Here is a 20,839-nt window from a genome sequence, read left to right as displayed (position 1 = left end):
GAGGAACGCGGATTGACTACGGCTTTGGAATCCCACGACATCACCGGTGAAGCTGCCGAGGCTGGCGCGGGCACGATCCGCATCGCACTGGCGGGCATCGGCAAGATCGCCCGTGACCAGCACATCCCGCACCTGGCCGCCAACAAGCGCTTCTCGGTGGTCGCAGCCGTGACCGGCCACACCCCGCCCGAAGGCGTGCCGGGCTTCCGCACCATCACCGAGATGATGCAGGCGGTGCCCGACGTGCAGGCGATCTCGATCTGCACGCCCCCGCGCGGCCGCCTTGCGCTGATCGAGGAAGCGCTCGAGCACGGGCTGGACGTGATGATCGAGAAGCCGCCGGCCGCCACCCTGTCGGAGGCCGAGGACTTCGTGCGCCTGGCACGTGAGGCCGGTCGCGTGCTCTTCACGACTTGGCACTCGCGCGAGGCCGCGGGCGTCGAGCCGGCGCAGGCCTGGCTCGCCGAGCGCGAGATCCGCCGCGTCGAGGTGAATTGGAAGGAGGACGTGCGCGTCTGGCATCCGGGCCAGGCGTGGATCTGGGAGCCGGGCATCGGCGTGTTCGATCCGGGCATCAACGCCCTGTCGGTGATCACGCAGATCCTGCCGCGCCCGCTGCTGCTGCAGGATGCGGCGCTGCGCTTCCCCTCCAACCGCCCGGCGCCGATCGCGGCCGACCTGTCGTTCACCGACACCGCGGGCGTTCCCGTCGACGTGTTCTTCGACTTCGACCAGCGCGGGCCGCAGACCTGGGACGTGGACGTGGAGACCGACCGCGGTCACCTGAAGCTCTCGATGGGCGCGTCCAAGATGTTCGTCGACGGTGTCGAGCAGGACGTGGGCGACGAGCCGGAATATGCCCGCCTCTATCGCCGCTTCGCCGACCTGCTCGATCGCCGCGAGAGCGACGTCGACCTGTCGCCGTTCCGCCACGTGGCCGACGCGTTCCTGATCGGCCGCCGCAGCGAAGTGGGTGTGTTCGAGGAATAAGCGTTTTCTTGAGCGAAACCGAAACGGCGCGCGTACCCCGCGGTACGCGCGCCGTTTCTGTTTCGGGTGCGCACCCGTTCAACTGCTTCGTGCTCCTGCGTAGGCAGGAGCCCAGGGTACCGGGCGCAACCATCGCCCTGCTGGGCCCTGGATCCCCGCCTGCGCGGGGATACGGATGACTTGCCGTGTGCCGTACCGCGGCGGAGGCCGGGGTCCAGCTAAGGGACTTTGGCGAGGTGCGGTGCCTCCCCTCAATGGCGCCGCAACTGGGCCCCGGCCTTCGCCGGGGTATGGGTGTGGTTCAGGCTGAGACCTATCCCACGTTCGCCATCCTGACAAAGGTCAGCATGGCGGGCGAAGGGAGCGTCAGTCTTCGGTCTTCGCCGCCTTCTTGGCGGGCGCCTTTTTTGCCGGTGCCTTCTTGACGGCCGGCTTCTTCTCGGCCGCGGGCTTCTTCGCCGCCGCCTTCTTCGCGGGTGCCTTGCGACCCTTCTTGGCCGGCGCCGCGGCGGCGCGGGCGTCGATCAGTTGGGCGGCTTCCTCCAGCGTCAGCGCCTCAGGTGCGATGGTCTTGGGAAGCGTCGCGTTGGTGGTGCCGTCGGTGACATAGGGCCCGTAGCGCCCCTCCATCAGCTTGATCTCCGCCTCGGTGCGCGGATGGGCGCCGAGCACGCGCAGCGGCTCGCGCGCAGCGCCGCGCGCCGGACGACCCGCAGCGGCTTCCGCAAGCTTCACCACGGCCGCGTTCATGCCCGTCTCGAACACGTCCGCCGTGGTCTGCAGCCGCGCGTACTTGCCCGCGTGCTTGAGATACGGCCCATAGCGCCCGATCGCGGCCTCGATCGGCTCGCCCGTCTCCGGATGATTGCCGATGACGCGCGGCAGGCTCAGCAGCTTGAGCGCCCATTCCAGCGTCAGCTCGCCGCCTGGAAGGTCCTTGGGGATGGAGGCGCGCCTGGCGTCCTTGCCCTCGCCCAGCTGGATGTACGGCCCAAAGCGGCCGGACTTGCGCTCGACCTCCAGGCCCGTCTCCGGGTCCTTGCCCAGTCCTTCCGGACCCGTCTCCTCCGCGCCCTCGCCGCCCGGCTGGCCGAAGCGGCGGGTGTATTTGCACTCGGGATAGTTGGAGCAGGCGACGAAGGCGCCGAACTTGCCGCCGCGCAGCGCCAGCCGGCCCTCGCCGCAGTTCGGGCACAGGCGCGGATCGCTGCCGTCGGCCTTGGCCGGGAAGAGATAGGCTTCCAGGAACTTGTCGAGCTCGGCGGTGATGGCGGAGGGCTGCTGCTCCATCACCTCGGCGGTACGCGGCTTGAAGTCGCGCCAGAAGGCTTCGAGCACCGCCTGCCACTCGGCACGACCGCCGGAGACGTCGTCGAGTTCTTCCTCAAGGCCCGCGGTGAAGTCGTAGCCGACGTATTTCTCGAAGAAGCGCTCCAGGAACGCGGTCAGCAGCCGCCCGCTTTCTTCAGCGAAAAAGCGGTTCTTCTCCACCCGCACATACGCGCGGTCCTTGAGCACCTGGATGATCGACGCATAGGTCGACGGGCGCCCGATGCCGAGTTCCTCCAGGCGCTTGACCAGCGAGGCTTCGGAGAAGCGCGGCGGCGGCTGGGTGAAGTGCTGCTCGGCAGTCACGCCCTTCTTGGCCGGCGCATCGCCGTCGCGCAGCAGCGGCAGGCGGCGCGAATCCTCGTCGCCCGCGTCGTCGCGGCCTTCCTCATAGAGCGCGAGATAGCCGGGGAAGAGCACGACCTGGCCGGTGGCGCGCAGACCGAGGCGGCCGGTGCCGTCCTCCAGTTCGACTGCAGTGCGCTCCAGCCGCGCCGAAGCCATCTGGCTCGCGAGTGCACGCTTCCAGATCAGGTCGTAGAGGCGGGCATGGTCGCCCGAGCCGGCGCGATCCTTGGAGAAGTCGGTCGGGCGGATCGCCTCGTGCGCTTCCTGCGCGTTCTTCGCCTTGGTCTGATATTGGCGCGGCTTGTCGGGCACGTAGCTGCCGTCGTAGCGGTTGGCGATCGCGCCGCGGGCGGCATCGATGGCGGAGCCGTCCATCTGCACGCCGTCGGTACGCATGTAGGTGATCGCGCCGTCCTCGTAGAGCGACTGGGCGATGCGCATCGTGTGGCTGGCGGAGAAGCCGAGCTTGCGCGCCGCCTCCTGCTGCAGCGTGGAGGTGGTGAACGGTGGCGGCGGGTTGCGCGTCGCCGGCTTGGTCTCGACCGAGACGACCGACAGGCGCGCCGCTTCGACCGCTTCCTTGGCCGCAAACGCCGAGCCCTGGTCGCCCAGCGACAAGCGGTCGAGCTTCTTGCCGTCGAACTTGACGAGCCGCGCCTCGAACGGCTGCCCGTCCTGCTCCATTTGGGCCACCACCGACCAATATTCCTGGGCGGTGAAGCCCTCGATCTCGCGCTCGCGCTCGACGATCAGGCGCAGCGCCACCGACTGGACGCGGCCGGCCGACTTGGCACCGGGCAGCTTGCGCCACAGCACCGGCGACAGGGTGAAGCCGACCAGATAGTCGAGCGCGCGGCGGGCGCGATAGGCGTCGATCAGGTCGGTATCGAGCCCGCGCGGCGCCTTCATCGCCGCCAGGATCGCCGGCTTGGTGATGGCGTTGAAGGTGACCCGCTCGACCTCCTTGGGCAGCGCCTTCTTCTTGGCCAGCACCTCCTGCACGTGCCACGAGATCGCCTCGCCCTCGCGATCAGGGTCGGTGGCGAGGATCAGGCGCTCGGCCTTCTTGGCCTCGTCCGCGATCGCCTTCAGCTGCCGCGACTTGTCGGCATAGGTCTCCCACTCCATCGCGAAGCCCTCGTCCGGATCGACCGATCCGTCCTTGGCCGGCAGATCGCGGACATGGCCGTAGGAGGCGAGGACGCGATAGTCCTTGCCGAGATACTTCTCGATGGTCTTCGCCTTGGCCGGCGATTCTACGATGACAAGCTGCATGGAGGTGTGCGGGGTCCTTACGTGTACGCGCGAGAGTGGGGATCGCCGGTAGCCCGCGTCAAGCGCCCCCTATCCTGCCGGAGGCGTCAGGCGAAGACCTGTTCCAGCTCTTGGCGAGGCACACGTGTCTTTGCATAGACAGCCAGGCCAAGGTACCAGCCGGCGACGGAACAAACGGCGACAACAGCGTTCATCGCCAGCAGTTCGCCTGTGGTCTGGGTCGCGCCGGGCTCGGTCAAGATCGCGAGCGCGATGAGAGGAAGATAGGCGCCGCAGAGCAGGATTGCGATCGCCACGCCCCATTCCCGTGTCCGAGCCCAGCTGTGCCCAAGTGCCGCGACCTCCCCTTTATGCTCCGCAACAAGGATCACGCCCGCTGCCGACCAGCGGCCAGCGAGGTACAGCCCCGGCAGCAGGAACAGGAAGCACGCGAGAACGACCCCCGCTGTGTAGAGAATACCGACGCCCACGAGGCGGAGCACGCCGCCGACCGCATCACCGACGGAAATCCAGCGCTCGCGGCGGGCAACGTAGCGCAGAAAGATCCATTGGAGGCCGAGCTGCACGACGGCGCCGACCAGTATTCCCGCTTCGCCGACGATATCTCCGGCAGAACTCGCGCTCCACAGAAGCAGGATCGCTCCGCCGGCGACCCACAGCTCTCGCACGACAAGGGCGAACGCCTCCGCCCAAAGCTCCGCTACCTTCTGTCCCACGTCGTGCATGATCGTCCCCCCGCCTGCGAGCATGTGCGAAGCGCATCATCGCGGCAAGCGCGGAACACGGACGAGCGCCAGGCTTTCTAGGAGCATCGCTACTTCCAAGGATCTCGCTCACGCCATGAACAGCCTTGCCGCAGCCATCCTCGCGCTGGCCATCAGCGGCAACGCTGCGACCGCGACGCCGGCAACACGTGAAAACCAGACGCCACGGGCAAAGCTCTCCGAAAGCGGCTCCTTCGATCTGGGACTGGTCGGATCCGCCACCACTGCCGAAGACAGCCGCTGGCGGCTCGGCGAACTTGCCGAGCCTGCCGAGGACGAGGAGGATTCGATGATCCGCTGGGGCTGGAAGAAGGTGACCTTGCGGGTGCCGCTCGGCGGAGGCCGCTGACGCACTTGAAATAGGCTTGCTGGCCTGCCGATCTAGGAAGGCATGCGGCAGGGCTATCATCAGGGTAGGCGGCATCGGATCGCCTCCGCGCTTGCCGTCCTGCTGCTGCACGCGGGACTGGGCATCGCGCTGGTGACGGCGCTCGGCTTCACGCCCGTAGCGAAAACCGACGACGCGCTGCTGACGTTCGAGCTGCCCGCGCCAGCCCCGCCACTGCCGCCCAACGTCCAGCCGGCGCCCCGGCCGGAGCGGAAAAGCGGTGCCGCGGCCCCTGCGAACCGGCAGGCACGCCCTGTCGAACTGGTGGCACCACCCGTGCCCGTCCTGTCGCCGCCGCCGATTGTCGCCGCGCCGATCGCCGGCCCGGGCCCGGACGCTGCGGCGGGCGCGGCACCGCTGCCTGGCCCGGGGACCGGCGCAGGCGGCGTGGGCCAGGGCACCGGCAGCGGCACCTCCGGCAACGGCTCGGGAAGCGGTGGCGGTACGCCTGCCCGGCTGCTGCGCGGGGCGATCCGCGATTCCGATTATCCGCGCGCTGCCCGGCGGGCGCGGGTGGAGGGCAGCGTCACGGTGGGCTTCACGGTCGACAACGCTGGCCGCGCCACCGGCTGTGCCGTGACCCGTTCGAGCGGCTCGGCGGAGCTGGACGCCACCACCTGTCGGCTGATCGAGGCCCGCTACCGCTATGCCCCTGCCCGCGATGGCGCCGGCCAGCCCGTCGAGGAGTTCCGCGGCTGGCGTCAGGACTGGTGGCTGGAGCCGCGTCGCTGAGCGCCACTCGATGGGTGACGTGCGCCCAGGGCTCGCTTACACCTGTGCTCTGAACCGGGAGGCAACAGGGGGGAAACTGCCGTGCAGCGTCGTGATTTCATGGTGGGTGGAGCTGCCGTCGCACTCGCCAGTGCCGTTCCGGCACGCGCAGCCTTTGTTGCGGGGAACGCCGACGCGGACTTCCGCGCGATGCTTGACCGCTTTTTCTACACGCGGCTGGATGAATCGCCGGAGCAAGCGACGCGGCTGGGCCTCGACACCGGTGAGCGCGCGCGGCTGAAGTCGCAGCTCGACGACGAATCCGCCGCGGGGCAGGCGCGTGCGCTCGCCCGCACCCGGCGGGAACTCGCCGAGCTCCAGCGGGTCGACAATGCCCACCTGTCCCCCGCTTCCAAGCTCGACCACGAGATCGTGGAATATCAGCTGACCCGTGCGATCGCGGGTGCGGAGCGCTTCACCTATGGCAGCAGCCTGGGCCGGTTCGCCCCCTATGTGCTGAGCCAGCTGAGCGGCCCCTATCGCGACGTGCCCGACTTCCTGGAGTCCCAGGCGCGCGTGCGCGACGCGGCAGAAGCAGACGCCTATCTCGCCCGGCTGGAGGCCTTTCCCAAAGCGATCGACGACAGCAGCGAGCGGCAGCGCCGGGATGCCGCGCGCGGCGTGTTCGCACCCGACTACATCCTCGACACCACGCTCAAGCAGCTGGCGAGCGCGCGGGAAAAGCCCGCCGACCAGACGGTGATGGTGGCCAGCTTCGCCGCCAAGCTGAAGGCCGCAGGATTGCCGGCAGACCGCGTCGCCCGTGCGACGGCGATCGTCGAGCAGAAGGTGTTCCCGGCGCTCGATCGCCAGCGCGCACTGGTGACCGAGCTGCGCGCCAAGGCGGTCCACGACGCCGGCTGCTGGCGTCTGCCCGACGGCGATGCCTATTATGCCGCGGCGGCCGAGGCGGCGACCACGGTTGCGATGACGGGCGACGAGATCCACCGGCTCGGCCTGGAGCAGGTGGCGGAGATCAGCGGGCGCATCGACGCGATCCTGAAGACGCAGGGCATGGCGCAAGGAAGCGTGGGCGAGCGGCTGGTGGCGCTCAACAAGCGCCCCGACCAGCTCTTCCCCAACACCGATCCCGGCCGCGAGGCGCTGCTCGCCCAGTTGAACACGCAGATCCAGGCGATGCACGCGCGCTTGCCCGAGGCGTTCGCGACCCTGCCCAAGGCACCAGTCGAAGTGCGGCGTGTCCCCCCGACGATCCAGGCGGGCGCACCCGGCGGCTATTACCAGAACGCCTCGCTCGATGGCTCGCGCCCGGCGATCTACTACATCAATCTGCGCGACACCTTCGACCGGCCGAAGTTCGGGCTCGCCACCCTGACACATCACGAGGCGGTGCCGGGCCATCACCTCCAGGTCAGCCTCGCGCTGGAGAGCACGCAGATCCCGCTGATCCGCAGGCGCGGCTTCTTCAGCGGCTATTCCGAAGGCTGGGCGCTCTATTCCGAGCAGCTGGCGGACGAAATGGGGATGTACGAGGGCGATCCGCTCGGCCAGGTCGGCTATCTCCAGTCGCTGTTGTTCCGGGCCACGCGGCTGGTGGTCGACAGCGGCATGCACGCCAAGCGCTGGAGCCGCGAAAAGGCGACCGACTATCTGATTGCGACCACCGGCATCGCGCGCGGCCGCAGCCAGGGCGAGATCGACCGCTACACCGTCTGGCCGGGCCAGGCGTGCAGCTACAAGATCGGCCACACCGTGTGGACGCGCCTGCGCGCCGAAGCGCAGAGGAACGCGAAGTTCGACCTCAAGCAGTTCCACGCCGTGCTGCTGGATGGCGCGATGCCGCTCGCAGTGCTGGAACGCGTCGTGCGGGAGCGCTGGGCGGCGGCGTGAGGCGGGTCAGCCGCGCGTCTTGACCAGCTCCACGACTTCGAACGCGTAGGAGCGCCAGCCGCGGGTCGCGGCCGCATCGGCGGCGGCGGCCTGCTTGCCCTTCGCCTCGGCCAGCGACTTGGCATGGCCCCAGAACACCTCGGTCTTGCCGTTGGCGAGTTCGGCGACGATGCGCCAATAATGGGTGAAGGGGATCGTGGTCGGCCCGATCGTCTTCACATAGCCATCGGGCAGGGTCGCGGTCAGATAGTGTTTCTTGGCCACGGTGCCGGCGCCTAGGCGGGCAGCAGGGCGCTGTCCAGCCGCTGTGCCGGACCGGAGCCTTCCGCCCCGCCCACGACGCCGAACCGTCGCCGATATTCGTTGGGGGCGAGGCCCGTCACGCGCTGGAACAGCTTGCGGAAGGTCGAAGGGTCGCCATAGCCGACCTGCCAGGCGATCTGCTCCACGGGCTTGCGCGTCCGTTCGAGCGCCTCGCGCGCCTTGGCCACGCGGATCTGCTGGGCATATTCGGTCGGGCGCAAGCCCGTTGCGTTCTTGAAGCGCCGGAGAAATGTACGCTCCTCAAGCCTTGCCCTGGCGGCGAGCATTGGCACGCCATGCTCCTTCGCCCCCGTCGCCTGCAGCCAATGCTGCACGGCCAGGATCGCCGCATCCCCATGATCGAGCCGCGGGACGAACTGGCCATAGGGGCGCTGCGCACGACCCGGCGGATCGACCAGCAGGAAGCGCGCGGTGTCGAGCATGACGCTGGGCCCCAGCAGGCGCTCGACCAGCGTGAGGCCAAGATCCGTCCAGGCGAGGATGCCCCCGGCGGTGATGATGTCGCCGTCGTCGATCAGCATGCGATCCACATCGACGCGGACCGCGGGAAAACGCGACGCGAGCGTTTCGGCAAACGCCCAATGGGTGGTCGCCTCCCGCCCTTGCAGCAGGCCCGTCTCCGCCAGCACGAACGCCCCCGCGCACACCGAACACAGGGTAGCGCCACCGCGGTGCAGCGTGGCCATCCAGTCCGCAAGGTGCGGCATCGGCTGCATCCGATCGGGCAGGACGATACTAGGGGGCGTGATGACGTGGCTGAGCGCGTGCCGTGGCCGGGGTGCGCTGTCATGGGTGCAGACGATCGCGTCGCCTTCCTGTCGCCAGTGGCTGACGCGGATCGCCGGCGGGATCGAGGCGCCCGAGCTTGCCGCGATATCGCTCGCGATACGGAACAGGTCGGTCAGGCCATAGATCGCGGACAGCTGGCAATCGGGATAGAGCACCAGCCCGATCTCCGCGACGATGTGCACCCTGTCAGTTTCGCCCTGCACTGTGTCACTTCCCCCACGCGTGCCGCCACCCTGGTCCTTGTACATCATCTTCGACAGCGGCGCTCCTGCCGCCTTCACCGAGGAGACAAGCGATGGCGACGATCACCACGAAGGACGGCACGGAAATCTTCTACAAGGATCTGGGCAGCAAGGATGCCCAGCCCGTCGTGTTCCATCATGGTTGGCCGCTGTCGGCGGACGATTGGGACAATCAGATGCTGTTCTTCCTGGGCGAGGGCTATCGCGTGATCGCCCACGACCGCCGCGGCCATGGTCGCTCGACGCAGACGGATACCGGAAACGAGATGGACACCTATGCCGCCGACGTGGCGGAACTGGTGACGGCACTGGATCTGAAGGACGCGATCCACGTCGGCCACTCCACCGGTGGCGGCGAAGTGGCGCACTATGTCGCCCGCGCCGAGCCGGGACGCGTCGCCAAGGCCGTGCTGATCGGTGCCGTGCCGCCGGTCATGGTCAAGTCCGACACCAATCCCGACGGCGTGCCGATCGAGCTGTTCGACAGCTTCCGTGCCGCGCTCGTCGCCAACCGCCCCGAATTCTACCGCGAGGTCGCGTCCGGGCCCTTCTACGGCTTCAATCGCGAGGGCGCGAAGGTCAGCCAGGGCCTGATCGACAACTGGTCACGCCAAGGCCTCGCCGGCGGCGCCAAGGCGCAGTACGACTGCATCAAGGCATTCTCCGAGACGGACTTCACCGAGGACCTGAAGGCGATCGACGTTCCGGTGCTGGTGATGCACGGCACCGACGATCAGGTCGTCCCCTTCGCCAATCATGGCCCCAAGGCGGCGGGCCTGCTGAGGAACGCCACGTTCAAGGCCTATGACGGCCTGCCCCACGGCATGGCGCAGACCCACCCGGAGGTCATCAATCCCGATCTGCTCGCCTTCTTCCGCGGCTGATCCCAAAAGGCTCCCCGGAGCAGCGCTCCGGGGAGCCTCGTCCTTTTGCGCCTTCCGTCCTCCTCGCGCACGGGCTTGTTCGTCGAAAGATTATCGCGATATGTGCGGTGTGCCGCGGCGCGGTTGCACCAGGAGTGAGGAATGACGGACGTCGCAGGGACGCTGCTGCCGCTGGATGACCAGCTCTGCTACGGCCTCTACTCCGCGAGCATGGCGATCCAGCGCGTGTACAAGCCGTTGCTGGACCAGCTTGGGCTCACCTATCCGCAGTATCTGGTGCTCAACATCCTGTGGCGGGAGGACGGCCAGACGGTCGGCCGGATCGCGGAGCGACTGGCGCTGGAATCGAGTACGCTGACCCCGCTCCTCAAGCGCCTGGAGGCCGCCGGCCTGGTGCAGCGCACCCGCAATCCCGAGGACGAACGACAGGTACTGGTCGCGCTGACCCCGGACGGCCGCGAGCTTCGTACCAAGACCGGCTGCCTCGCCGAGGCGTTGCTGTCGTCCTCCGGCCAGCCGGCGGAGGAACTCAAGGCGCTCAACGCCCGGGTGCGGGAACTGCGCGATGCGCTGTACGCGCAGATCGGCGGCTGGAACTTCAAGCCGGAAGCCCCGAAGGCTCCGGCGAACGAGCAAGGTTAGCAAGCGCGCGGATCTCGATGTAAGGCGCGGCCATGATCCGCATCACCGAGTTGAAATTGCCGCTCCACCATGCCGACGAGGCGCTGTCGGCAGCGATTACCAAGCGGCTGCGCATCACCCCTCGCGAGCTCGTCCGCTTTTCGGTCGCGCGGCGCGGCCATGATGCGCGCGACCGGACCGACATCCAGCTCGTCTACTCGGTCGACGTTTCGCTGAAGAACGAATCCACCGTCCTCGCAAAGTTCCGGCGCGACCCGCATGTGCAGCCGACGCCCGACACGCGCTATCGCCCGATCGGCACGGCGCCGGCCGACGCCCCGCGTCCCGTCGTCATCGGCGCCGGCCCGTGCGGGCTCTTCGCCGCCCTGATCCTCGCGCAGATGGGCTTCCGCCCGATCGTGCTGGAGCGCGGCAAGGTGGTGCGCGAACGTACCAAGGACACCTGGGGGCTGTGGCGCCGCAGCGTGCTCAACCCGGAGTCCAACGTGCAATATGGCGAGGGCGGCGCCGGCACCTTCTCGGACGGCAAGCTCTACAGCCGCATCAAGGACCCGCGCCATCTCAACCGCAAGGTCCTGACCGAGTTCGTCAAGGCGGGTGCCCCCCCGGAGATCCTGACGGAAGCGCATCCGCATATCGGCACCTTCCGCCTCGTGACGATGGTGGAGAGCATGCGCGAGACGATCGAGGCGCTGGGCGGTGAGTACCGCTTTTCCACCCGGGTCGACGGATTGGACATCGCGACCGACGGCTCGGGCGAACGGCGCCTGCGCGGACTGCACCTGAACGGCGGCGAATATCTGCCGGCCGAGCGGGTCGTCCTGGCCATCGGGCACAGTGCCCGCGACACCTTTGCGATGCTTCACGAGGCTGGGGTCTATGCGGAGGCCAAGCCGTTCTCGATCGGCGTCCGCATCGAGCATCCGCAATCCTGGATCGACCGCGCCCGCTTCGGGCAGGACGCCGGCAACCGCATCCTGGGTGCGGCAGAGTACCACATCTCGCACCACTGCTCGAATGGGCGGACGGTCTACAGCTTCTGCATGTGTCCCGGCGGCACGGTGGTCGCCGCGACGTCGGAAGAAGGCCGGGTCGCCACCAACGGCATGAGTCAATATTCGCGCAACGAGCGCAACGCCAACTCCGGCTTCGTCGTGGCGATCGATCCTGCCCGCGACTATCCGGGCGACCCGCTCGCGGGCATCGCCCTCCAGCGCCATTGGGAAGAGCGCGCTTTCGTCGCCGGCGGCTCCAACTACAAGGCCCCCGCCCAGCGGCTCGGGGATTTTCTGGCGGGCCGCCCCTCCACCTCGCTCGGCTCAGTGGTTCCGTCGTACCGCCCCGGCGTGCACCCCACCGACCTCGCCGAATGCCTTCCCGACTTCGTGATCGCGGCGATGCGCGAGGCGCTGCCGGTCTTCGGGCGCCAGATCCAGGGCTATGACCATCCCGACGTGGTGATGACCGGCGTCGAGACGCGCACCTCCTCGCCCGTGCGCTTCACGCGCGGCGACGATTTCCAGAGCCTCAACACCGCGGGCCTGTTCCCGGCCGGCGAGGGCGCGGGCTATGCCGGTGGGATCCTGTCCGCGGCCGTGGACGGCATCAAGGTCGCCGAAGCCGTGGCGCAGAGCCTCGGCGCGCAATGACGCTGGTCCTCTTCAACAAGCCCTATGGGGTGCTGAGCCAGTTCACCGACCGCGGCAGCCCGAGGACCCGTGCCACGCTGTCGGACTTCGTGAAGATCCCCGGCGTCTACCCGGCCGGGCGGCTCGACCGGGACAGCGAGGGACTCTTGCTCCTGACGGACGACGGGCGGCTGCAGGCACGCATCGCCGACCCGCGCTTCAAGCTGCCGAAGACCTATCTCGTCCAGGTAGAGGGGACTCCCGAGGAGCGAACGCTCGATCGGCTGCGAACCGGGGTGCTGTTGAACGATGGGCCGACGCGGCCCGCGGAGGTGGAGTGGATCGAGGATCCGGCGCTTTGGCCGCGGGACCCGCCGATCCGCGTTCGCGCAAGCATCCCCGACTGCTGGCTGAAGCTCACGATCCGAGAGGGCCGCAACCGGCAGGTACGCCGGATGACCGCGGCGGTCGGCCACCCGACCTTGCGGCTGGTCCGCTGGCGGATCGGCGATTGGACGCTCGGCGATCTTTCGCCGGGCGAATGGCGCGAGGCGTGAAGCTGTTCTTCGACGGCGGCTGCCGGCCTTTGCCGATCGGCATGGAGCTGGCGGTCGTCGTGGGCGGACGGAGCCATGTCCAGCGCGGGCTCGGCCCCGGCACCAGCATGGATGCCGAGTGGCTCGCGCTGATCGAGGCGATGCACCGCGCCCATGCGCTCGGTGTGAAGGACGCCGTTCTGCTGGGGGACGCGGCAGCGGTGATCGCGCAGGCGAACGGCCTGGTGCGATGCCCGCCTTCCTGCCTGCAACACTTCGAGCGCTTCCAGCAGATACCGAGGCCGGAGGGCCGGACCCGCATCCGGTACGTCAAGCGGAGCCAGAACCTCGCCGGCATCGCATTGGCGGCGCTGCACGCACGCTGACGCAGCCCGGTCCGCGCTTCGGCGAGGCAAGGCCTCACCACCGCCGAGCACGACGGGCAGCGCCGCTACTGGCCCTCGGTGCCTGCCCGCATCGCCTAGGCTTGCAGACGCCGCTCCACGCCCCTGGCGATGAGTTCCCGGATGCGGGAGGCAAGCGTCTCCATGGCGAAGGGCTTGGTCATGACGTGCATGCCCGGTTCCAGCTGGCCGTTCCCGATCAGCGCGTTTTCGGCATAGCCCGTGATGAAGAGCACCTCGAGATCCGCCCGGCTCTGGCGCGCGGCATCCACCATCTGGCGCCCGTTCATGCCGCCCGGCAGGCCGATGTCGGTCACCAGCAGGTCGATCCGCGCATCCGACTGAAGGATCTTGAGCCCGGCTGCCCCGTCGCCTGCCTCCAGTGCCGAATAACCGAGTTCGTCGAGCACCTCGATCACCAGCATCCGGACGGTCGGTTCGTCGTCCACCACCAGCACCGTCTCGCCCTGACCGGCCTGCTCCGCATCGGCAAGCGTGCCGAGCTCAGGCTCCGGTTCCGCCTCGCCATGGTGCCGCGGCAGGTAGAGGCAGACCATCGAGCCTTCGCCGACTTCGGAATAGATGCGCGCGAGGCCGCCGGACTGCCGCGCAAAGCCGTAGACCATCGAAAGGCCGAGCCCCGTACCCGCTCCGATCGGCTTCGTCGTGAAGAAGGGATCGAACGCCTTGTCGATCACCTCCCGGGACATGCCGACACCCGTATCGGACACGCACAGCGAGACATATTGCCCAGGCTCCAGGTCTCGTTCCCGTGCCGCACGGCGATCGATCCAGCGGTTGCACGTCTCGATCGTCAGGCGCCCGCCCTCCGGCATCGCGTCGCGCGCGTTGATGCAGAGGTTCAGCAGCGCGTTCTCGAGCTGGTTGGGATCGACCAGCGTCGCCCAAAGGCCGGCGGCACCGACCACCTCCACCTCGATTTCCGGTCCCACGGTGCGACGGATCAGCTCTTCCATGCCGTCGATCAGCCGGTTCACGGCCGTGGGCTTCGGATCGAGCGTCTGGCGCCGGGAGAAGGCGAGCAGCCGGTGGGTCAGGGAGGCCGCACGCTTGGCGGCGCCGCGCGCGGCAGCCACATAGCGCTCCACCTCGCCGAACCGCCCTTGTGCGATCCGCACCTCCAATATCTCCAGGCTGCCGGTGATGCCGGTCAGCAGATTGTTGAAATCGTGCGCGATGCCGCCGGTCAGCTGGCCGACCGCCTCCATCTTCTGCGACTGGCGCAGCGCCGCCTCGGCTTGCTCCAGCGCGACGGCCGCTGCCGCCTCTGCGGTGATGTCGCGGCCGAAGCCATAGAACATGCCGTTCTCCGGGACGGTGGTCCATTCCACCAGCCGGCTTTCGCCATGCTTCGTCCGCAGGGACATGCGGTAGTTCCGCAGCGGCTTGCCGGATGCCAGCGTCTCCACCCGCGCCTGCCAGCTGGCCTCTTCCTCCAGCACGAACTCCGTGCTGCGCTGGCCCACCGATTCCTCCCGGCTCCACCCCAGCAGCGTCGTCCACGACGGGTTGACGTCGGTGATAAAGCCTTCGGAGTTGGTCACCACCTTCAACACGGGCGACAGCTTCCAGATGCGCTCGCGCTCCAGGGCCAACTGCCGCTCGTTGGTGATGTCCCGCGCGACCGCATGGATGCGCCCGGCTTCCGGAACCGCAGTCCAGGCAAGCAGGCGATAGTCGCCCGACCGGGTGCGATAGCGGTTCTCGAACGCCAGCGTGGTGACGCCGTCGCCGAGCTTCTCGACCTCTGCGGCGGTCGCGACGAGATCGTCGGGGTGGAGGAAGTCTGCGAGACGCGCGCCGACCATCTCGGCCTCATCCCACCCCAGCAGACGCTTTGCCGAGGGGTTCACCGCGGTGATCACCCCTTCGAAGGTGCAGACCAGCATCAGCTCCTGCGACATCGACCACAGCCGATCGCGATCGGCGACGCTGGTGGCCTCGCTCTGCTTCTGATCCTCGATGTCGGTGTTGGTGCCGACCCAGCCGGTGACGTTGCCCTCTTCGTCGCGGACCGGCTCGCCGCGGGTCAGGAACCAGCGGTACTCCCCCTCGCGATTTCGCAGGCGATATTCGTGCTCGTACACATCACCGCGCGCGCGCGCCTGGCGCCAGGCTTCGACGGTCGGGGGAACATCCTCCGGGTGGACGAAGCGCTGCCAGCCATCCGCGCCGAGGAGTTCGTCCGCGGACCAGCCCGAATAGGCGTAGACCTGGTCGTTGAACCAATAGATCGCGCCGTCCGGCCGCGCAGCCCAGATCTGGTTGGGCATGGCTTGAGCGAAGGTGCGGAACTGGAGTTCGCTGGCCTCCAGTGCTGCGGCGACGTCCGCTTTCTCCCGCCCTGCGACCACGGCGAAGTCGGCGCTGCTGTCGAGGATCGTACGCGCGCGGCCGAGTTGTGCTCGCAGGTGCGTGGCTTCGGCTTCCAGCGCTTCCAGACGGCTCTGCAGTTCTTCGTTCGTGCCAGTCATCAGCCCTTGATCGCCCACCTTCTTCTTCGACGGCGCCGCAGCACCGCTCCACCCTTCCTCATCAACCGGGCGCCCTCTCTGGCGTGTAGCGGAACGCAACGGAACGGGAAGCCACTGAACGTACCTGAAGGGTGTTGGTGCCACCCCCGGGCGTTGCAGCCCCTGCCCGAAACGCCGGGTTACCGGCGCTGACGGTGACGGAAAGCCCAAGCGAGGCGTACGAGCGCCGATTGGAAGCGGCGCACGACATAAGGCGTTGCGGCCGCCGACGTTCGAGCTAGCGTCCGCTCAGGAGAGAATGATGCACGAGACCGAACCGTCCCACGCGCCCAAGGCCCCCGCCGCCGGGAAAGGGGCGCCGGTGCTGGGCACTCTGCTGCAGGACGCCTTCGCGCTTCCGCACGATACGCTGATCACCGGCGATCTGCCGTTCCTTCTTTCACAGCTCTCCCTGCTTCCGCGTACCGAGCCGCGGGAAGATGCGGCGCTCGGGCGCAGCGCCTGAACCCGCGTTCGCTGCGGCGGAAGTAGCACGCGGGCTGGCCGCGGGATCCTCCAACGACGCCGGGTCGGCGGCGCTGGAGAAAGCGCGTTGGTTTAATCATCCCGCCCCACGTGCATGGGGCGGGACGCGTGGCCGTCACACCGCCTTCAGGGCCTGGTCGAAGTCGGCGATGAGGTCCTCGGCATTCTCGACGCCGATGGAGATGCGCACGAGGTTGTCCGTGATGCCCAGGTCCTGCTTGCGCTGGTCCGGAACCGACAGATGCGTCATCGCCGCCGGACAGGAAGCGAGCGTCTCCGTACCGCCCAGGCTCACCGCGAGCTTCGCGATCTTGAGGTTGTCGAGGAAGGCGAAGCTCTCGCGCTCCCCGCCCTTCAGGTACAGCGAGAAGGTCGATCCCGCCCCGCTGCAATGCCGCTGGTAGATATCCGCCTGGCGGCTCCCTTCCTTTAGGAACCCCAGGTAGCCCACGCTCTCCACCTTGGGATGATCGCGCAGAAACGCGCAGACCTTGGCCGCATTCTCGCCGGCACGGCTCATCCGCAACTCCAGCGTCTCCAGGCTGCGCAGCAGCATCCAGGCCGTGTTCGGATCGCAGATCGTGCCGATGGTGTTGCGCATCATGCGGACCGGGTCGATCCACTTCTTGGCGCCCGAAATGCCGCCCGCGACCAGGTCCGAATGGCCGCCCGCATATTTGGTCAGGCTGTAGACCACCAGGTCCGCGCCATGCCGCAGCGGCTGCTGCCAGAGCGGACCGAGAAAGGTGTTGTCGATCGCGATCGGCGGCACGGTGTCGCCGAGCAGGCGGTCGCGCACGCGCGCCACCGCCTCGATGTCGACCAGTGCGTTGGTGGGGTTGGCGGGACTCTCGAGATAGATCAGCGAGACGTTGCCCTGCGCCTTCGCCCGCTCAATCACCGCTGCGATCTCTTCCTCGGTGGCGCCCGCCGGAAAATCGAGGAAGGTCACGCCGAAGCGGCCGAGAATGCGGCCGATCAGGGTTTCGGTCGCGGCATAGAGCGGGGCGGAATGCACGATCACGTCGCCGGGCTTCACCAGCGCCAGCATCAGCGTCGCGATCGCCGACATGCCGGAGGAAAAGACCAGCGCGTCCTCCGCATCTTCCCAGATGCCCAGCCGATCCTCGAGGATCTCCTGGTTCGGCCCGTTGAAGCGCGAGTAGACGAGGCCGTCGACCCCGCCCGGCCGCTTACCGGTCACCCCTTCGAAGTGGCGCTTGCCGGCGGCGGCATTCTCGAACACGAAGGTCGAGGTCAGGAAGATCGGCGGCTTCAGCGAGCCTTCGGACAGCGCCGGATCATAGGCGTGACCCATCATCAGCGTGGAGGGGGAAAGGCGGCGGCCGCCCACCTCCAGTATCTCCGGCCGTGGCCGGCGGCGGGTCGTGGCCCCGGTGATTTCGGCTTCGGTTTCGGGGTTCGATGATCCGCTCATGGCAGTCCTCTCTGCTTGTTTGTCGATCACCCTAGCCGTTCCTGGACCGCTCGCCATCCGTTTCCGGTCGCCACCGGCGCCGGTTGGAGCTGGACGCACTTGAAGCGCCGGCCGCCCTCGCCTAGCTTGCGGGAGCGGGCCGGGCCCCTCTGACACCCCACGACGTGGTGTGATGTCGGACCGCAGAGCATGAGGGGCCTGGCTGATTTCACAATTCCCCGGCCAGTCCCGAACATGGAGTTCGCGATGACTGCCGCTGATTGGAAGGACCTGCCCCATGCGCCGCGTGCCGCTTCGCTGGGCACCCGGCGCAGCGGCGCGTCGTCAGCCAGGAATGGCGCGGCTTGAGCCAGCAGCCCCATCGCGCAATCGACCCAATCCCAATGCGAGGAAAAGCAATGAATTCCTTCAAGATCGGCAACCTGGGCGCCATCGCGGCCGGTCTCGCCGTGGCAGCGATGCTTGTCGTTCCCGATGATGCGGACGCGCGCCGGAGAGGAAGCTTCGGCAGCCGCGGCGCGCGCACCTATGATGCACCGGCCACCACCACGGTGGCTCCCAAGTCCACGGCTCCCGTGCAGCGTTCGATGACGGAGAAGCCGGCTGCTTCGAGCCCGGCGACGCAGGCTGGCAGGGCCGCTCCTGCCAGGCGCGGCGGCATGGGAAGAGGCCTGCTTGGCGGCCTCATCGCGGGCGGACTGATCGGGGCGCTGCTCGGCGGCGGCCTGGGTTCGCTTGCCGGCGCAGGGATGCTCATGGCGCTGCTCCAGGTCGCCCTGATCGGCGGCCTCGTCTGGTTCCTCTTCCGCATGTTCCGTCGCAAGCCCGCGCTTGCCGGGGCGCATGGCGGCGCGATGGCGTCCCCGTTTGCCGGCTTCCAGCCGCAGCCGGCGCCGCAGCAGCCGTTCTCCCAGGGCTTCCGCAGCGCCGCCGTGGCACCGCGCAGTCAGGACATCGACATCGTCGACGCGGACCGGCGCGACTTCGAACGGCTGCTGATCGAGGTGCAGGACGCCTTCTCCAAGGAGGATTTCGCGAGCCTGCGTGCGCGCACGACGCCGGAGGTGATGTCCTATTTCGCCGAGGAACTCAGCCAGAACGCCACCGCCGGCCGGCGCAACAGCGTCTCCGGGACCGCACTGATCGACGCGGAGGTGTCGGAGGCCTGGCGCGAGGAGGACGCCGACTACGCCACCATTGCGATGCGGTATGAGAGCATCGACGTGATGCTCGACCGGAGCAGCGGCGCCGTCGTGGAGGGGGATCCGGAGCGGCCGAGCCAGGCGGTCGAGCTGTGGACCTTCAAGCGCGGGGCCGAAGGCCAGTGGCGCCTCTCGGCGATCCAGGAAGCCTGATGGGCTTCTGACGCGATGCACGGCGAGCCTCGGCTCGCCGTGCTCGCCCGCCCCTCCCAGTCTTGTGGCTAGGGCAGTGGGCGGAGTTCCCGTCCGATCGGATAGAGGAGGTAGCGGTCGTCGCGGTAGGGCGACCGCTCGATGAACCAGGCCAGCCGCGCGGCGCCGTCCGCGGCGAAGTCCGGATCGGCCGCCAGCCGGGTCTCGAACGCAGTGCGCAGTGCGGGGTCGCGCGCCAGCATCGCCTCCGCCATCGGCGCGCTGGCATAGCGCTCCATGCCGCCCGATTTCTGGAGCATGCCGGGGAAGAACCCCCAGGCGAGGAACGAGTCTGGCGCCTCCGCCTCCAGCAGCGCGGCCGCGAGCAACCCCTTGGGCTGGTCATAGGGCACGCGGACCGATCCGGCAGCCAGCGTTTCGCGCCGCCGCTCGTGCGTGAAGCTGCCGGCGACCATCACCCGCTGCTCGCTCGCCGGCCCAAGCTTCGGCTCGGCCAGCCGCACCATGTCGAGGTCGAGCGTGCGCGGTGCGTCGATGCGGTCGTAGCGGATGCCGTGGAGGTCGAGCCGGGCGATCACCGCGCTGGCGCTTGCCGGCACCCACCACGCCTGCGGCAGGGTGACGCTCGCCACCGGCTTCTGGCCGATGATCGGGAGCGTGAGCGGCTGGGTGCGTGCGACATAGCGCACCTCCTCCTCGCCCGAGGCGGGCGAGCGATAGCGTTCCAGCGCCATGCCGGTGAACTTCACCCATGCCTGGGGAGTCTCGTCGCGCTCCCAGCGCACCGCGAGCGTCTTCGGACGGGCGGCGCGGTCGGCATCGATCGCGGCGCGTAGCGCGGCGGCGTCGCGGCCCGCATGACGCAGCGCTCCCTCCATCAGCGCATAGGCGCCGAGCACGCGCTGGCGATAGGGCTTGAGGCAGTGCATCTCGACCAGCACCGTCGGGATGCGGGCGAAGTCGCCGTAGCCGGTCGAGTAGCGCGGTCCCTCGGCGGCGACGCGCAGGCCCTTGCTCAGGTCCCGCTCGTCGATCGCGCTGGGATAGAAATGCGGCTTGTGCCCCATGCGCTTCACGAACGCATCGACGCCTTGCGTGAAGGATCCGTTCAGCCAGCGGGTGATCGCCTGCGACTGGACGTGCCGTCCCCAGCCCGCGAAGGTGTAGGTCACGTCATAGCCGTGATCGAAGCCGTCCGACACGTGCATGTCGATGTACAGGATCGGGTCGAGCCGGTTCAACAACCGCAGCATCGCCTGCGTTTCCGGCGCGTCGGCCTTGGCATAGTCGCGGTTGAGATTGATGTTCTGCACGGTCGACCGGAGCCCCGGATTGTTCGGCCCGCGCTGGTTAGGGCGATTATAGGGGCTGGTCTGCTCGTGCCCGTCGGCGTTGTAGATCGGCACGAACACCAGGTCGACCGCGTCGAGCAGATCCGCCTTCCCGCGCAGGCCGATGTCCCGCAGCAGCATCAACCCGGCGTCCTTGCCGTCGATCTCGCCCGAGTGGATGCCGGCCTGGATCAGCACCACCGGTTTGTTTCCTCCCCCCTTGCTGGCGCGGACGTAGTAGAGGTCGCGCCCCTCCGGCGTGGTGCCGAAGCTCTCCAGCGTCAGCAGCGGCGAGGCGGCGACCAGCCGGTCCAGCCAGGCGCGGGTTTCGGCATAGCTCGGCGTCTCGGCAAAGCCGGCACGTTCGGCCGGGGTGATCCACGGGTCGCCTGGCTTGGCGATCCAACGCTCGCTTGGCCCCGACCAGGCGAGCGCCGGTGGTAAGGGCGCGCGCTCCTGGGCCAGGACGGAAGGTGCGGCAAGGGTGGCCAGCAGGCCGGCGGCGATACGAAGTGTCACGAAAGGTCCTT

18 protein-coding genes are annotated in these 20,839 nt (G+C 68.4%); 11 read left to right on the top strand and 7 right to left on the bottom strand.

What is annotated here, in order from left to right; translation table 11 throughout:
• Window positions 1–12: 12 nt before the first annotated feature.
• Entirely contained in the window at window positions 13–990 is a 978-nt protein-coding gene (locus tag MHZ35_RS07375) for a Gfo/Idh/MocA family protein (RefSeq protein WP_446741024.1), read from the top strand.
• A 366-nt stretch (window positions 991–1,356) separates the two neighbouring features.
• Here MHZ35_RS07375 and topA read toward each other — a convergent pair whose 3' ends face one another.
• Both topA and MHZ35_RS07365 read right to left on the bottom strand, forming a co-directional pair.
• The gene (topA, locus tag MHZ35_RS07370; RefSeq protein ID WP_239435026.1) at window positions 1,357–3,942 is read right to left on the bottom strand and encodes a type I DNA topoisomerase; all 2,586 of its coding nucleotides are present in this window, start codon (window positions 3,940–3,942) and stop codon (window positions 1,357–1,359) included.
• Between the two features lie 86 nt (window positions 3,943–4,028).
• On the bottom strand, window positions 4,029–4,667 hold the full coding sequence (locus MHZ35_RS07365) for a hypothetical protein (protein ID WP_239435025.1): 639 nt from the start codon (window positions 4,665–4,667) through the stop codon (window positions 4,029–4,031).
• 115 nt (window positions 4,668–4,782) lie between these two features.
• Between MHZ35_RS07365 and MHZ35_RS07360 the strand changes: the two genes are divergently transcribed.
• From MHZ35_RS07360 to MHZ35_RS07350, 3 genes are all read left to right on the top strand, one after another.
• Window positions 4,783–5,055, top strand: a complete 273-nt coding sequence (locus MHZ35_RS07360; protein ID WP_239435024.1) for a hypothetical protein — start codon at window positions 4,783–4,785, stop codon at window positions 5,053–5,055.
• 42 nt (window positions 5,056–5,097) lie between these two features.
• Window positions 5,098–5,826: an energy transducer TonB gene (locus MHZ35_RS07355; protein ID WP_239435023.1), complete on the top strand. Its 729-nt coding sequence runs from the start codon at window positions 5,098–5,100 to the stop codon at window positions 5,824–5,826.
• Between the two features lie 81 nt (window positions 5,827–5,907).
• Window positions 5,908–7,716, top strand: a complete 1,809-nt coding sequence (locus tag MHZ35_RS07350) for a DUF885 domain-containing protein (RefSeq protein WP_446741023.1) — start codon at window positions 5,908–5,910, stop codon at window positions 7,714–7,716.
• A 6-nt stretch (window positions 7,717–7,722) separates the two neighbouring features.
• On the opposite strand, the gene MHZ35_RS07345 is transcribed toward MHZ35_RS07350, so the two are convergent.
• Window positions 7,723–7,980, bottom strand: a complete 258-nt coding sequence (locus MHZ35_RS07345; protein ID WP_239435021.1) for a hypothetical protein — start codon at window positions 7,978–7,980, stop codon at window positions 7,723–7,725.
• Window positions 7,981–7,991: 11 nt separating this feature from the next.
• Complete coding sequence (locus MHZ35_RS07340) at window positions 7,992–9,110, bottom strand: GlxA family transcriptional regulator (protein ID WP_239435020.1); 1,119 nt, start codon at window positions 9,108–9,110, stop codon at window positions 7,992–7,994.
• Window positions 9,111–9,124: 14 nt separating this feature from the next.
• On the opposite strand from MHZ35_RS07340, the gene MHZ35_RS07335 reads away from it, so the two are divergent.
• The 5 genes from MHZ35_RS07335 (at window position 9,125) to MHZ35_RS07315 (ending at window position 13,147) form a co-directional block, all read left to right on the top strand.
• Entirely contained in the window at window positions 9,125–9,955 is an 831-nt protein-coding gene (locus tag MHZ35_RS07335) for an alpha/beta fold hydrolase (RefSeq protein WP_239435019.1), read from the top strand.
• A 141-nt stretch (window positions 9,956–10,096) separates the two neighbouring features.
• Window positions 10,097–10,597 (top strand): MarR family winged helix-turn-helix transcriptional regulator, encoded by a 501-nt coding sequence (locus MHZ35_RS07330; RefSeq protein WP_239435018.1) that lies wholly within the window; start codon window positions 10,097–10,099, stop codon window positions 10,595–10,597.
• A gap of 32 nt (window positions 10,598–10,629) precedes the next feature.
• Window positions 10,630–12,246, top strand: coding sequence for an NAD(P)/FAD-dependent oxidoreductase (locus MHZ35_RS07325; RefSeq protein WP_239435017.1), 1,617 nt, complete (start codon window positions 10,630–10,632; stop codon window positions 12,244–12,246).
• Complete coding sequence (locus MHZ35_RS07320; RefSeq protein ID WP_239435016.1) at window positions 12,243–12,782, top strand: pseudouridine synthase; 540 nt, start codon at window positions 12,243–12,245, stop codon at window positions 12,780–12,782. Before MHZ35_RS07325 ends, MHZ35_RS07320 begins: the two co-directional genes overlap by 4 nt.
• Window positions 12,779–13,147, top strand: a complete 369-nt coding sequence (locus MHZ35_RS07315) for a reverse transcriptase-like protein (RefSeq protein WP_239435015.1) — start codon at window positions 12,779–12,781, stop codon at window positions 13,145–13,147. Before MHZ35_RS07320 ends, MHZ35_RS07315 begins: the two co-directional genes overlap by 4 nt.
• Before the next feature lie 95 nt (window positions 13,148–13,242).
• Here the strand turns inward: MHZ35_RS07315 and MHZ35_RS07310 are convergent, their stop codons facing one another.
• Window positions 13,243–15,660 (bottom strand): PAS domain S-box protein, encoded by a 2,418-nt coding sequence (locus MHZ35_RS07310; RefSeq protein ID WP_239435014.1) that lies wholly within the window; start codon window positions 15,658–15,660, stop codon window positions 13,243–13,245.
• Between the two features lie 298 nt (window positions 15,661–15,958).
• On the opposite strand from MHZ35_RS07310, the gene MHZ35_RS07305 reads away from it, so the two are divergent.
• Window positions 15,959–16,165 (top strand): hypothetical protein, encoded by a 207-nt coding sequence (locus MHZ35_RS07305; RefSeq protein WP_132882403.1) that lies wholly within the window; start codon window positions 15,959–15,961, stop codon window positions 16,163–16,165.
• 135 nt (window positions 16,166–16,300) lie between these two features.
• Here the strand turns inward: MHZ35_RS07305 and MHZ35_RS07300 are convergent, their stop codons facing one another.
• Window positions 16,301–17,623 carry a cystathionine gamma-synthase family protein gene (locus MHZ35_RS07300; RefSeq protein WP_239435013.1) on the bottom strand — a complete coding sequence of 441 codons (1,323 nt, stop codon included), beginning with the start codon at window positions 17,621–17,623 and terminating at the stop codon, window positions 16,301–16,303.
• Window positions 17,624–18,021: 398 nt separating this feature from the next.
• Here MHZ35_RS07300 and MHZ35_RS07295 point away from each other — a divergent pair, with 398 nt between their 5' ends.
• Complete coding sequence (locus MHZ35_RS07295) at window positions 18,022–18,978, top strand: Tim44 domain-containing protein (RefSeq protein WP_239435012.1); 957 nt, start codon at window positions 18,022–18,024, stop codon at window positions 18,976–18,978.
• Between the two features lie 68 nt (window positions 18,979–19,046).
• Here MHZ35_RS07295 and MHZ35_RS07290 read toward each other — a convergent pair whose 3' ends face one another.
• Window positions 19,047–20,828, bottom strand: coding sequence for a M14 family metallopeptidase (locus MHZ35_RS07290; protein ID WP_239435011.1), 1,782 nt, complete (start codon window positions 20,826–20,828; stop codon window positions 19,047–19,049).
• Window positions 20,829–20,839 lie beyond the last annotated feature (11 nt).

Source organism: Sphingomonas sp. ACRSK (assembly GCF_022346685.1).
Lineage (GTDB): Bacteria > Pseudomonadota > Alphaproteobacteria > Sphingomonadales > Sphingomonadaceae > Sphingomonas > Sphingomonas molluscorum.
This window is presented reverse-complemented; position numbering and strand designations above follow the sequence as displayed.